This window comes from Deefgea piscis (assembly GCF_013284055.1).
Classification (GTDB): domain Bacteria; phylum Pseudomonadota; class Gammaproteobacteria; order Burkholderiales; family Chitinibacteraceae; genus Deefgea; species Deefgea piscis.
In genome coordinates this window covers 2,940,556-2,953,884 of record NZ_CP054143.1, presented here as the reverse complement: position 1 = coordinate 2,953,884, position 13,329 = coordinate 2,940,556, and the positions used below count along the sequence as shown (strand labels likewise).

12 protein-coding genes are annotated in these 13,329 nt (G+C 46.3%); 6 read left to right on the top strand and 6 right to left on the bottom strand.

What is annotated here, in order from left to right; all coding sequences use genetic code 11:
• Positions 1-6 precede the first annotated feature (6 nt).
• Both HQN60_RS13800 and phbB read right to left on the bottom strand, forming a co-directional pair.
• On the bottom strand, positions 7-1,164 hold the full coding sequence (locus HQN60_RS13800; RefSeq protein WP_173534203.1) for an efflux RND transporter periplasmic adaptor subunit: 1,158 nt from the start codon (positions 1,162-1,164) through the stop codon (positions 7-9).
• A gap of 278 nt (positions 1,165-1,442) precedes the next feature.
• Positions 1,443-2,177: an acetoacetyl-CoA reductase gene (gene phbB, locus HQN60_RS13795; RefSeq protein ID WP_173534202.1), complete on the bottom strand. Its 735-nt coding sequence runs from the start codon at positions 2,175-2,177 to the stop codon at positions 1,443-1,445.
• 581 nt (positions 2,178-2,758) lie between these two features.
• Here phbB and pyrG point away from each other — a divergent pair.
• The 5 genes from pyrG (at position 2,759) to HQN60_RS13770 (ending at position 8,804) form a co-directional block, all read left to right on the top strand.
• Positions 2,759-4,414, top strand: coding sequence for a CTP synthase (gene pyrG, locus HQN60_RS13790; protein ID WP_173534201.1), 1,656 nt, complete (start codon positions 2,759-2,761; stop codon positions 4,412-4,414).
• Positions 4,415-4,591: 177 nt separating this feature from the next.
• Positions 4,592-5,431 carry a 3-deoxy-8-phosphooctulonate synthase gene (gene kdsA, locus HQN60_RS13785; protein ID WP_173534200.1) on the top strand — a complete coding sequence of 280 codons (840 nt, stop codon included), beginning with the start codon at positions 4,592-4,594 and terminating at the stop codon, positions 5,429-5,431.
• Positions 5,432-5,488: 57 nt separating this feature from the next.
• Positions 5,489-6,784, top strand: coding sequence for a phosphopyruvate hydratase (eno, locus tag HQN60_RS13780; protein WP_173534199.1), 1,296 nt, complete (start codon positions 5,489-5,491; stop codon positions 6,782-6,784).
• 97 nt (positions 6,785-6,881) lie between these two features.
• Complete coding sequence (gene ftsB / locus HQN60_RS13775) at positions 6,882-7,247, top strand: cell division protein FtsB (RefSeq protein WP_173534198.1); 366 nt, start codon at positions 6,882-6,884, stop codon at positions 7,245-7,247.
• Between the two features lie 93 nt (positions 7,248-7,340).
• Complete coding sequence (locus HQN60_RS13770; RefSeq protein ID WP_173534197.1) at positions 7,341-8,804, top strand: aminotransferase-like domain-containing protein; 1,464 nt, start codon at positions 7,341-7,343, stop codon at positions 8,802-8,804.
• Positions 8,805-8,826: 22 nt separating this feature from the next.
• On the opposite strand, the gene HQN60_RS13765 is transcribed toward HQN60_RS13770, so the two are convergent.
• From HQN60_RS13765 to HQN60_RS13750, 4 genes are all read right to left on the bottom strand, one after another.
• Positions 8,827-9,078, bottom strand: a complete 252-nt coding sequence (locus HQN60_RS13765) for a hypothetical protein (protein ID WP_173534196.1) — start codon at positions 9,076-9,078, stop codon at positions 8,827-8,829.
• A 189-nt stretch (positions 9,079-9,267) separates the two neighbouring features.
• Positions 9,268-9,534 carry a DUF2917 domain-containing protein gene (locus HQN60_RS13760; protein ID WP_173534195.1) on the bottom strand — a complete coding sequence of 89 codons (267 nt, stop codon included), beginning with the start codon at positions 9,532-9,534 and terminating at the stop codon, positions 9,268-9,270.
• Positions 9,535-9,660: 126 nt separating this feature from the next.
• Positions 9,661-11,511, bottom strand: coding sequence for an FAD-dependent 5-carboxymethylaminomethyl-2-thiouridine(34) oxidoreductase MnmC1 (mnmC1, locus tag HQN60_RS13755; protein ID WP_173534194.1), 1,851 nt, complete (start codon positions 11,509-11,511; stop codon positions 9,661-9,663).
• A gap of 12 nt (positions 11,512-11,523) precedes the next feature.
• Positions 11,524-12,750: an MFS transporter gene (locus HQN60_RS13750; protein ID WP_173534193.1), complete on the bottom strand. Its 1,227-nt coding sequence runs from the start codon at positions 12,748-12,750 to the stop codon at positions 11,524-11,526.
• 170 nt (positions 12,751-12,920) lie between these two features.
• Between HQN60_RS13750 and HQN60_RS13745 the strand changes: the two genes are divergently transcribed.
• Positions 12,921-13,238, top strand: a complete 318-nt coding sequence (locus tag HQN60_RS13745) for an HU family DNA-binding protein (RefSeq protein WP_173534192.1) — start codon at positions 12,921-12,923, stop codon at positions 13,236-13,238.
• The last annotated feature ends 91 nt before the right edge of the window (positions 13,239-13,329 follow it).

Sequence of the window (13,329 nt, the reverse complement as noted above, 5' to 3'; positions counted from 1 at the left end):
CTCCGATTATTTGCTGGCCGTAGCAGGTGAGCTAGCAGGAATAGGTTTAACAATTGAGCCTGGGGGCGCTTTCATTTGGCCTTCGACAATCACTTTGTCGCCAGATTTTAAACCGCTATTGATGACGACTTGACCTTGGTAGACCGAGCCGAGTGTTACAGGTTTTGGCACTACTTTATTGTCTTTGTCGACGGTCATGACGATGTGATCGGCTTGCGATTGCATTACGGCGCGTTCAGGTACCAAGATGGCATTTCTACGTGTGCCAAGATCGAGCGTGACACGTACGAATTGGCCTGGTAGTAATTCGCCTTTTGGATTGTTAAAAATTGCGCGGGCACGAATGGTGCCGGTTTTAGGATCGACTCGATTGTCCGAGAAATTGATTTTACCCACTTCGTTATATTGGCTGCCGTCGGCAAGCTTGAGTTTGGCAAAAACTTCTTTCGATGGTTTTAGCTCGACTGAACCGCTATGTTGCGCTGCGTTAAGTTCTTGTTTGTCTTGTTCTGAATATGAAAAATTGACATAAAGCGGATCAAGTTGCGAGATCGTGGTTAATTTGCCAGAGTCGCCAGTGGCGGTAATTAAGCTACCTTCAGATTGTACGAGTTTACTGGTTGTGCCTGAAATCGGCGCAGTGACTTTGGTGTAGCCTAGATTTAGTTCTGCTTGTCTAACACGAGCTTGTGCGGCGCTATTGCTCGCTACGGCAGCGTTATAGGCAGCGTTGGCATCGTCATAATCTTTGCGGCTAACTGCGTTTTCTTTAAAAAGAGGCACAATGCGATCACGATCGGCGCGTGCTTTTTCAAGCTTGGCCACTTCTTGAGACAAAATACCTTGGGCTTGGTCGAGCTCTGCTTTATAGGGTTCTGGATCAATTTCAAATAGAACTTGCCCAGCTTGAACGGGCTGTCCTTCGACATAGGTGCGTTTGAGTAAAATGCCACTGACACGTGCACGGACATCAACGTCGCGATAACCTGCGGTTTCACCGACCATTTCTTTGGTGAGTGGTACATCGGATGGCTTGGCTTCAATGACGCTGACGGGCGCAGGTGGACGTTCTTTTTTTTCTGGCGCTTTGTCGCACGCAGCTAATGCCGAAACGATGAGTAGGCTGATCGATATTCTTCGAAATGTCGTCGTGGTGTTTTGCATGCAAAGCACTCCAAATAAATTTAAATTGTATTGGGGTTTAAAAAGAAACAAATGTATCTAATTGCTTATATGCCTATTGATAGGCAAAAAAATGGGCGTAGTTTAACAGCTTAAGTGAAACTGATGAGCCCTTAAGATTTTGTAATTGTACACACTTGCTATGTGCGCTACCTACTATACAGGGGCTTTTGTCTCTGGAATTGAGGGCAATCTATAAATAAAAAACCGGCCATAAAATGACCGGTTTGAAATCGTTAGAATTAATAATTTATGTTTATTTAGCAGGTGTGTTGGCCGCCATTGATTGCAAGATTGGCGCCGGTCATAAATCCAGCCAGATCAGATGCAAGGTAGCTAATTAAGCCGGCAATTTCTTCAGGAAGACCAAGGCGAGCAACCGGGATGTTGGCGATAATTTTATTACGAACATCTTCAGGAACAGCCATGACCATTTCGGTAGCAATGTAGCCAGGCGATACGGTATTGACTGTGACACCTTTTTTGGCAACTTCTTGCGCCAAGGCCATGCTAAATCCATGCATGCCAGCCTTCGCTGCCGAGTAATTGGTTTGTCCAAACTGACCTTTCTGGCCGTTAATTGACGAGATGTTAATGACACGGCCCCAGCCACGATCTGCCATGCCGTCAACAAAATGTTTGGAAATATTAAATACAGAATTTAGATTGGTGCCAATCACCATATCCCAGTCTGTTTTACTCAGCTTTTTAAATGAAGCGTCGCGTGTAATGCCCGCGTTATTGACTAGGACGTCAACTTGCCCCAATTCGCTGTTGATTTTTTCTGCCAAGGCAGCACAAGCTGAGTAATCAGTTACATCGCACTCATAGGCGTGGAAATGATAGCCTGCAGCTTGATTGTCCGACAGCCAGCTGGTTTCTTTGCCTGGTTTGGAGTATGTCGTGACCACTTTAAAGCCATCATCGGCCAGTTTGCGACAGATTGCCGTACCAATGCCACCCATGCCGCCAGTAACTAGTGCAACTTTTGCCATACGCGAATATTTCCTAGAAGAGATGTGATTAGATTCTGTGTTTGAGGTTGTGGGGTTCTGTATTGCCCAGTCACCTTTCAAATCCTATCATGTAATATTAATTAAGTGTAAGCATAAGGAGCTTGTAATATGCAATGGTGACAATTTTGAGACAGACTCTTATTGGGCAAAGTAAGCGTAGTTGCTTTTAGGTGCTGCTTGAATTTTTTGAATGCTTGGTGCTTGGCTGCTTGGGTTGAGCGCTTGAATTGTTGATCTTTACATTGCAGATTGTTGGTGTTGCGCTACTCGATGCCGGTGATATTGAAAGCATCGGTTTTGGCTTGAGTCGAGGTAAGTGCCCCCGGGCATCGTGCTTTTAGTGTTGCTGGTGGGCGTTCACTTTTTTTATTGGTGCTCTGGCACGGCCGGAGGTTTGCATTAAAACCAGCGTTTTCCTTGGTTTACTGTGAGGTTGGATGCCTTTTATGGCGTATTTATCCCCCAAAAATAGTACCGCTCAGGTTTTTTTGTGCTTGTCCAGAATTGAGGGGGCGCTGTTGTTCAGGTAGAATAGGGGATTCAAACTTGTGCGCACCAACATGACCAAGTACATATTCGTAACCGGTGGCGTTGTTTCTTCCTTAGGTAAGGGCATCGCCGCCGCATCTCTCGCGTCGATTTTAGAGTCACGCGGTCTTAATGTAACCATGATGAAGCTTGATCCATATATCAATGTGGATCCAGGTACGATGAGCCCAATGCAGCATGGTGAAGTCTTTGTTACCGAAGACGGCGCTGAAACTGACTTAGATTTGGGTCATTACGAGCGCTTTATCTCCGCGAAAATGAAAAAACGCAATAATTTTACCACCGGTCAAATTTATGATTCGGTGATTAAAAAAGAGCGTCGCGGTGAATACCTAGGTAAAACCGTTCAGGTTATTCCGCATATTACTGACGAAATCCGTCATTTCATTAGCCTCGGCGCAGAAGGTTCTGAAGTCGCGGTGATTGAAGTGGGTGGAACGGTTGGTGATATCGAATCTTTACCGTTTCTTGAGGCAATTCGTCAAATGGGCGTTTTGCTGGGTAAAGACAATACCTGTTTTGTGCATTTGTCTTACGTACCGTATATTGCTGCGGCCGGTGAAATCAAAACCAAGCCGACTCAACACAGCGTTAAAGAATTGCGCGAAATCGGCATTATGCCTGACGTGTTGATTTGCCGTGCTGATCGCATGGTGCCGGATGAAGAGCGCCGTAAGATCGCTTTGTTTACTAACGTTCAAGAAAAGGCGGTAATTTCTTGTCCTGACGTAGATTCTATTTACAAAATACCTCGTGTTTTATCTGAGCAAGGTATTGATGAAATCATCTGTAAACAATTCAACCTGCAATTACCAGCTGCTGATTTGTCGGTTTGGGACAAAATTGTCACTGCGGTGCAAAGCCCGCAGCAGACCGTTAATATTGCCATGGTTGGGAAGTATGTTGATTTAACCGAGTCGTATAAGTCGCTGATCGAGGCGCTACGGCATGCTGGTTTACATACCCACTCAGAAGTCAAAATCCACTTTGTAGATTCTGAATCGCTAGAAACAGAAGGCGCTGAGTGCTTGCGCAATATGGATGCCATTTTGGTGCCAGGTGGTTTTGGTAAACGTGGTGTTGAAGGTAAGATTGTTGCGGTTCGTTTTGCTCGCGAAAACAATATCCCGTACATGGGGATTTGTTTGGGGATGCAAATTGCGCTGATTGAATACGCTCGCGATGTGGCTGGCATGGCTGGCGCCAATTCCACTGAATTTGATTTGGAAACGCAATATCCTGTCGTGGCTTTGATTGATGAATGGGTTAATCATGATGGTCAAGTAGAAAAACGCGATGAAAACTCGGATATGGGTGGCACGATGCGACTGGGTTCGCAAGAATGTCGTCTTGAAGAGGGTACTTTGGCGGCTAAAATCTATGGCGGCACATCTGCAATTGAACGTCACCGTCATCGCTACGAAGTAAATAATTACTATTTGGCGCGTTTAGAAGCGGCTGGTTTGAAAATCAGTGGTAAGTCAATGGGGGCGGAAGCCTTGGTTGAAACCATCGAATTGCCAAATCATCGTTGGTTCTTTGCTTGTCAGTTCCACCCAGAATTTACTTCGACACCACGTGATGGTCATCCATTGTTTATTTCTTATGTGCAAGCTGCAATTGCTTACGCCAAAGAGAATGGGCGTGAAGGCTTGAGCTGCAAATAAGTAGCATTTAATGCTGCTTTAATTTGGGGTCGTGCTGTCGTTTGGAGGCCTCGATGCAATGTCAATTGCTCGAGGTGAATCCAAATATTTGATGTGTATTTGTGTATTGCTCTATTGGGTATTGGCTGCTAGCCTATATTAGATCAAATTTAGAGCGGTATACCCGAGGAGGTTGGCGTGAAGTTATGTGGCTTTGATGTGGGTATTGAGCATCCTTTTTTTCTCATTGCCGGTCCTTGTGTGATTGAAAGTGAGCAACTTGCAATCGATACTGCAGGTTATTTAAAAGAACTCACTACCGAGTTAAACATCCCATTTATCTATAAATCTAGCTTCGACAAAGCCAATCGTTCATCTGGTAAATCGTTTCGGGGTTTGGGAATTGATGAAGGTCTGCGAATTCTTTCAGAAGTGAAGCGTCAGCTTGGAGTGCCTGTTCTTACTGATATTCATACCGAGGCCGAGGCGGCGATTGCAGCGCAAGTAGTGGATGTATTGCAAACGCCCGCTTTTTTGGCGCGCCAAACTGACTTTATTCATGCGGTTTGTGCCACTGGTAAGCCAGTGAATATCAAAAAGGGCCAGTTTATGGCACCTTGGGATATGAAGAATGTTGTTGAAAAAGCCAAAGAGGCCAATGGCGGTATCGACAATATTATGGTTTGTGACCGCGGCACTTCTTTTGGCTATAACACCTTGGTCAGTGATATGCGCGGCTTGGCCATTATGCGTGATACGCAGTGCCCAGTGGTGTTTGATGCGACCCATTCGGTGCAGCAACCTGGTGGCTTGGGTGATAAATCCGGTGGCCAGCGTGAGTTTGTGCCGGTATTGGCGCGTGCGGCGATTGCCTCAGGTGTTGCTGGGGTCTTTATGGAAACCCATCCTGATCCATGTAAAGCGATGTCTGATGGTCCGAATGTCATGCCAATCGCGAGAATGAAGGAATTGCTGACCGTCCTCAAAGACATTGACCGTGTAGTTAAGGCACACTCCTTTATTGAGCATACATTGTAAAGTGTTGTGTAATTTTGTCGCAGTATTAATTCAACCGTTTTAAGGGGTATAGAACCGATGAGCGCAATCGTTGAAGTGATCGCACGTGAAATCTTAGATTCACGTGGCAATCCAACAGTAGAAGCCGATGTACTTCTAGAATCAGGTGTAATGGGCCGTGCAGCAGTACCGTCTGGTGCATCAACTGGTGAGCGTGAAGCGCTTGAGTTGCGTGATGGCGATAAAGCACGTTACTTAGGTAAGGGCGTATTGAAGGCTGTTGAAAACATCAACACTGAAATCTGTGAAGCCATCATTGGTCTAGATGCTGCAGATCAAGCTTTCATCGACAAAACGATGATTGACTTGGATGGTACTGAAGATAAACGTAATTTAGGTGCAAATGCAATCTTGGCTGTTTCTATGGCCGTTGCTAAAGCAGCTGCTGAAGAAGCTGGCTTGCCGCTTTACCGTTACATTGGTGGTTCAGGCCCTATGGCTTTGCCAGTGCCAATGATGAACGTAATTAACGGTGGCGAGCACGCATCAAACAGCTTGGATTTCCAAGAGTTGATGATTGTTCCTGTTGGCGCGCCAACATTCCGCGAAGCTATGCGTTACGGTGCAGAAGTTTTCCATAACTTGAAAAAAATCTTGCACGACAAAGGCATGCCAACTCAAGTCGGTGACGAAGGTGGTTTTGCACCTGATGTTGCTGGTCCTGAAGAAGCGCTGGACATGTTGATGGCTGCGATTGAAAAAGCAGGTTACAAAGCAGGTACTGATTTCCGTATCGCTTTGGATTGCGCTGCTTCTGAATACTATGACAAAGCCACTGGCAATTATGTGTTCAAAAAATCAGGCAATCGCACTTTCACTTCAGTTGAAATGGTTGATTACCTTGAAAGCCTCGTTAACAAATATCCAATCGTTTCGATTGAAGATGGTATGGGCGAGCGCGATTGGGACGGTTGGAAAGTATTGACTGATCGTTTAGGTCAACGCGTTCAATTGGTTGGCGATGATCTTTTTGTTACCAATACCAAAATTTTGGCAGAAGGTATCAAACGCGGCATCTGCAATTCAATCTTGATTAAAGTGAATCAAATCGGTTCTTTGACTGAGACATTGGCTGCGGTAGATTTGGCTAAGCGTCATGGCTACACATCAGTAATGAGCCATCGTTCAGGTGAAACTGAAGATGCAACAATTGCTGATTTGGCTGTTGCAACTAACTGCATGCAAATCAAAACTGGTTCATTGAGCCGTTCTGATCGTATTGCAAAATACAACCAAATCTTGCGCATTGAAGAAGAGTTGGGTGATGCAGCTGTGTACCCAGGTATCGGTGCATTTTATCAGTTGAAAGGTTAACCCTTTTTATTGGTAATTATTTCGACGTAAATTAGCGTCTGTAGTAAGATGTAAAACCGGAGCCTAGCTCCGGTTTTATTTTGTCACGAAGGTTTGTATGCGCATACTGGCAATTTTTTTTGCGATTATTATTGTTGCTTTGCAGTGGCCGCTCTGGGTTGGCAAAGGAAGCTGGTTACGAGTTTGGCAGTTGGATTCGCAATTAAGCCAACATCGTGAAAGCAATGCCAAATTAAAAGAGCGTAATGAGGCACTCGAGGCTGAAGTGCAGGATTTAAAGAATGGCACTGATGCCATTGAAGAGCGTGCCCGTAATGAACTGGGTATGATTCGGCAGGGTGAAGTGTTTTTTCAGGTGCTCGATCAGTCGCCAGAAAGTATCGCTACAATCAAGCCAAATACAGCCAATACAGCCAATACAGCCAATACAGCTACCTCTAGCTCGCCACCCCAAGCGCATTGATCCGGTACACTATTTTTGTTACAGCAAAAAATGTAAAACTGTTTTTTTTCTAAACCCTCAGTTATAGTGTATTGACTATCGGGGGAGGGCGAAATGAATGACCTTACATTGCTGGATCAATCACAGCGAAAAAAATCAGAAACACTGTACTTTCAATTGGCTGAAGAGCTAGCACAAGCGATTCATGCCGGCATTTTGCGTGCTGGTGAGAAATTACCTTCCATTCGCAAGCTATCTTCAGAGCGTCATTTAAGTCTTTCCACCATCATGGAAGCCTACCGAGAGCTGGAAGATCGTGGATTGGTTGAGGCGCGCCCGCAATCTGGTTTTTATGTTCGCGCCATTCGCCACTTGGCCTCACCTGAGTTGACTAAGCCGCCACAACGCCCCTCGCATGTGGTGATAGATCCATTGTTAACCCCTAGTGTATTGGCGCGAATTAATGCGTTGAAAGTCGACTTTGGCTTGGCTATTTTGTCACCCAAACTATTTCCAAATCAGCAAATTCAAAGAATTTTGTCACAAGTAACCCGAAATGATCCCGATATGATCGCCGATTATGGTGAATCGCTTGGCGATATTCAGTTACGGCGGCAAATCGCGCGCCGCTCTTTAACTTGGGGTGGTCAAATTGAAGCTGATGATGTCTTAATTACGCATGGTGCAATTGAAGGGTTAAATCTGTGTCTGCGCGCAGTGACCAAACCTGGTGACGTGGTTGCGATTGAGTCGCCCGCATATTTTGGTTTGTTGCAAATTCTGGAAAGTTTTAAATTAAAAGCCTTAGAAATCCCGACGCATCCCAAAACGGGGATTTCTATTGAGGCGCTGGAATTGGCTTCAAGAAATGGGGCTGTGACAGCCTGCGTATTATTACCTAATTACTCTAATCCTTGTGGCAGTTTAATGCCCGATGAAAATAAAAAAAGATTAGTTGAATTATTAGAACAAAGAAATATCCCTTTAATTGAAGATGATATTTATGGTGAATTTTGTTACCAAGGTGATCGCCCGCGTCCAGCCAAAGCCTATGATCAAACTGGCAATGTTATGCTGATTGCGTCGTTTACCAAATTATTGGCGCCTGCATTTCGAATTGGCTGGGTATTTGGTGGTCGTTGGCAAAAAGAAATTGAGCAGCTGAAGTTTATTAATACCTATTCAACGTCATTGGTGTTGCAAAGAACGATCGCTCATTTTTTAGAAAGTGGTGGATACGATCATCATTTAAGGCGCTTACGTAAGCATTGTGCCGAGCAGATTAATGATGCAGTCGATGCGATTCAGCGCTTTTTCCCTGCCGACACTCGCTTACATGTGCCGCAGGGTGGTTATGTACTTTGGTTGGAGCTCAATGAAAAAGTAGATACATTGCAGCTATTGCAGCAAGCTTTAACTGAAGGAATTAGCTTTACGCCTGGGGTGATGTTTTCGCCTAGCAGTAGTTATCGCAATTGCTTACGTATTTGTTGTGGCGAGCCTTGGACTGTAACGCATGAAAAGGCCATCGAACGCTTAGGTCAGATGGCTCAAGGTTATATTAATCAATTCGAGTAAGAGTGATGGCGTGACGGTGTATTTAATACGCCGTCATTTGCACTGAGGCGTCATCAATTTTATTTTCTGCGGCTTCATGCTTTTGCATTACATTCAGGCAGCTTTTGGCTTCGTTGGATTGAACTTCAACGCAACGCGCAGAATAGGCCATTAAGCAGGGCTCTATTTGCGCACTCTCATCGACCCACAGCACAATGGTGCGCTCGCCACAGGCGGCGGCCAAAATGTCGTTAACATTGATAATGTCGTCAATAATTTGTGCGTTGCTGCTCAAGGATACAAATCCTGACAGCAGTGATATCAGAAGCAATTTTCCGCGCATAGCCCACCTCCAATGGCGGACGGCGCTTCGAATGAAGTGCAACTGCCAGCCTGCCTTTACTATCGGCAGGCGGATCTTTGATTCGCAATCTGAGGTTTCTTATTCGTTCAGAATGGCAGATTAACGGTAAGTCCGACTTCTTTACTGGGCCAGTGCTGCTGTAGGTATCGCTGTTTTTGGTGTTGATTGGGCGTTAATTGCGGTTTGGGCTTGTACCCGATAACGGCTATTTTGCAACGCTTCGATCACAACTAAATCCTCTTGATGCACAAAGTATTTTTGACCTCGTTCCAGCACAATATCTTCGCCATCGTGGCTAAGCCAAAGTTGACCCGCTTCGCAATGTATCCAGCAATGTTTCGCTTGCAAGGCGCTCACTTGGGCGTGATTAAGTTGAGTGGTTTGCATGATGAAGCCCTCATAACGGTTTGGGATGAGATCTACTATACGTCGATTCAGCCCAGCTGCTTAGTGGCAAACTGTATGCAAGTTGAGCATTCAATTGTGATGATTTCACGACTGTTATGCTCAAATTTAGGGCTTTCTGCATTCTTTCGTTGAGTCGTGGGCCATTTTGCGCAGCTCACGCAAAGCAAATCGTGCTGGATCGATCGCGCCGACAAGGCTGCGCTCAATCGCCAGGGGCTCTTGGTTGAGTTGACACGCCAATATTTCAGCAATCAAAACATGCCAGCTCATGCCGCGTGCGCCAAGTCCCAATAGACCATATAGACCGGATTGGCGAGGAATTTGAAAGAGCTGATCGACTGAGCGAGAGATAGAGTTGCGCTCTGGGATTTGACCTGCCAAAGGTAGTCGATCTGATGAATTGGGGCGAAAACATAACCGAGTTTCAATTGGTTTGCTGGTGACTACGGTTGTGCCGATGAGCTGACTCAAATCGTCGAGGTTTTGTTGTTCTGCATATTGTGGATATTGCGTGTCAACGAGACTTGCTCCTGCGCAGCGCCAGCCAGCGAGAGCAGGGGTTAAATAACTCAGACCTGAAAGGCTGAAAGTGCTTGCGGGTAGATCGCCGCCCCACACTTTGGAAACGCTGCGTAAGCTCGCCGAGAGCGGTAGTTCGGCCTCGGGGATCAAGCGAGTCGCATCATTGGCACTGGCTAAAATCAGTGTTTTGCTTTTGGCAATCAGTTGTTGTTCGGTATCGTAAAGATGCCAGTGCTGATCGATTAGTTTAATTTGATCTACATGGGTATTGAGTTGCAGATCAATTAAATTAATGTATTGAGTAACATACCCCTTGCAAATGCTGTACGGATTGGCCCACATTCCTTCTGGAAACCACCAGCCGCCAAATTCGCAGTCTATCGCAAGTTGGGTCAGGCATTGTTGTCGATCTAGCCAGTGAACCATCTGTGCAAGATGCGGTTGTTCGGCGCAGATCGTTTGCATCAACGACGCCGCAGCGCTGTCTTTGGCTAATTGCAAATGACCATCTGCACCAAAATGAACCTGTACACCTTGCTGGCTCAGTTGCTTGAGTTTTTGTTGTGTGGCGGCAAAGCCTGCGCGTGACAGGCGGGCTTGAAAATTATCATCACGGCTTAGCGTCGGGTGGCAAAGACCCACATGATTGCCTGAGGCTTGACTGGCAATGTCGGCTTGGGCGTCGATCAGTTTGACTTGCCAGCCGCGTTCGGCGAGCTGGTTGGCCATGGCGCAGCCCGCCATGCCGGCGCCAATGATGATGGCTTCTGGCTCGATGGGTGTTGCTTTGCTTTCATGGCGATGTTGACGCGTTGTTGCTACCCAAAAATCGTTTGTGGATGTCGCTGCTGGCAATATAAAGCCAACTTGAGCTAAATACTGGCGAAGTAGCGAATCATGGCATTGCCCAATGACCAAACTATTTTGCGTGGCAAGGCGACGCAATTGCTTGCATTGAATGAGCGTTAGTGACGATGGCGTCGCTAAATCTAGGTAAATAAGATCGATTGGGCCGCTGATTTCACTGAGTTGTGCAGCGTCACCAAACACAAGGGTAAGGCTGATTTGCCCTTGTGCTAAATGCAGTCGATGAAACCCCGTTTGCCAGCGTGGCCACATTGCTTGTAATTGATGGATCAAGCTGGCAAATTCGGGGTATTGCTGGGCAATGCTATGCAAACGGCTGACTGGAAATGTACTCGGAATGAGACTGACAAAATGGAGCCGTGCCGTGGCAGGGCGAGTCGTGAGCCAATGCTGGCACGTTGCCAAGAATGCCGCGCCTTGCGCCCAATCGAGACTGAGAATCGACTGTTTCGATTGGGGGTGATTGGTGGCAAGGTGGCTAAGTAAAGCAGTCTGCGTGTGGTGTAGAGCAGACTGAAATGTTGCTGGCCATTCAGCGCTGGCTTTGATTAATGCTGTGTCTTGCATCGATGTACTCAATTAATCGGCTTGTTCGCCAAGCGGCCCACGTAAAAAGTAGCGTCTGGCGCTAATGGCGCAGCAGCCCATAATTAAGCAGATCACAATAAAGCCACGATTGCCCCAAAGCTCATGGCCGAGTTTGGCGGATTCAATCGCGATCGAAAAAATCACCATAATAATAATGCCCAGCATGGCGGAAACCGTGCCTTTGCTTTGGTCGCTGGCAAATAATGCCAATCTAAATTGTGCCGCATTGATAATGCCAATCCCAACGGCGGCCACCGAGAGTGACGCAATCAGCCATTGCCAGTCCATTGGTGCTTTAAATAGCAACAGCGTCATCGCAAGGCCCACCATTAACGGAATGGAGCCTAGCTTGATGATGCGATAAATCGGTACGCTGGTCACGACTTTGGCCAAGATCAGATTGCCTAAAATTAAGCCGACAAAGACCGGCGTTTGCCAATAGCCATAGGCAATCGTGGATAGTTGCGCGTCTTGCATCAAAATCACTGGCGCTAAAGCGATCCACGCCAATAAAGGCGCTGAAGTGCAACCAATGGAAATGGCACCCGCTAAGAAGCGACGGTTGCTCAGTACCGCGGTGTAGTCTTGGCGTAAGCGACCAATGCGCAACGGTGTATCAATCTTGGGTGAAGTTTCTGGCATAAAGCGCCAGAGGCCAAACGCTGAGCAGCTAGCGACAATCGCCACAAAAATAAAGATCCAATACCAACTGGCTACTTGCAACACCATGGCGCCTGCCAAAGGACCAATGAGTGGTGCAATCAACGCCACATTGGCCATTAAGGCGGTAACACGAATGGCGGTGGCTTCAGCAAAGCTTTCTTGAATGGCGGCGTAGCCAACTGCGCCGATAAAGCACATGCCAGTGCCTTGCAAAAAGCGGCAAAATAAAAACCAACTGTAAGATTCAGAAAATACGATGGCAATGCAAGACAGAATAAACAGCATTACGCCAGCCAGCATGACTGGGCGGCGGCCGATTCGATCTGAGAGTGGCCCTAGTAACCATTGCAGGCTGGCACCACCCAATAAACAAATCGACATGGCTGATGGAATATGAATTGGATCAATTGCAAATGAATTAACAATGGTCGGCATTGCCGGCAGAATCATGTCGTTTGAAATGTATGTTGCAAATTCAAACAAAACTAAGGCCAGAGGAAATAAAAGCGCTAAGAATGTGATATTGGGAATTGGCGATTGGCTACGGGTGTTCATGTCATCTCTCTGTGTGACATTCGCATTTTCCTCGGTTTGCTATTTAAAAGCGAGGTGAATAGTGCATTTTGCATAAATGAAAAACTATGCGCAAAGCTAAAGCTTATTTTGATGGGCTGCGGCATAATAGCTTATCTAATCTATGCGCTGCGCCCATTAAAAGGTCTTTTATGAATAAAACTGAATTAATTGCGATTGTCCATAACCTAGTGGCGATTGATCATCCGGAAGTTTCCAAGAAAGCGGTTGCAGCAACGATTGAAACTTTATCCGAAGTGATTTTGGCGACGGTGAGTGGCGGTGGTGAGGTGGTTTTGCCTAATGTGGCTAAAGTGGCATTAAAGTCACGCGATGCGCGAGTTGGGCGCAATCCGCGTACCGGTGAAGCAGTGCAAGTCCCAGCCAAGCGTGTACTTAAGTTTACCGCGGCAAAAGCACTCAAAGATGCGGTTGCTCAGCATGATGCTGCGCAAGAAAAATCAGTGTAAGCATTGATTAGAAAACAACAAAAAAACCGGCGTATAGCCGGTTTTTTTATGGGTATTGCTATCTAGCCTATATTTTCAATAGTCTGGACAG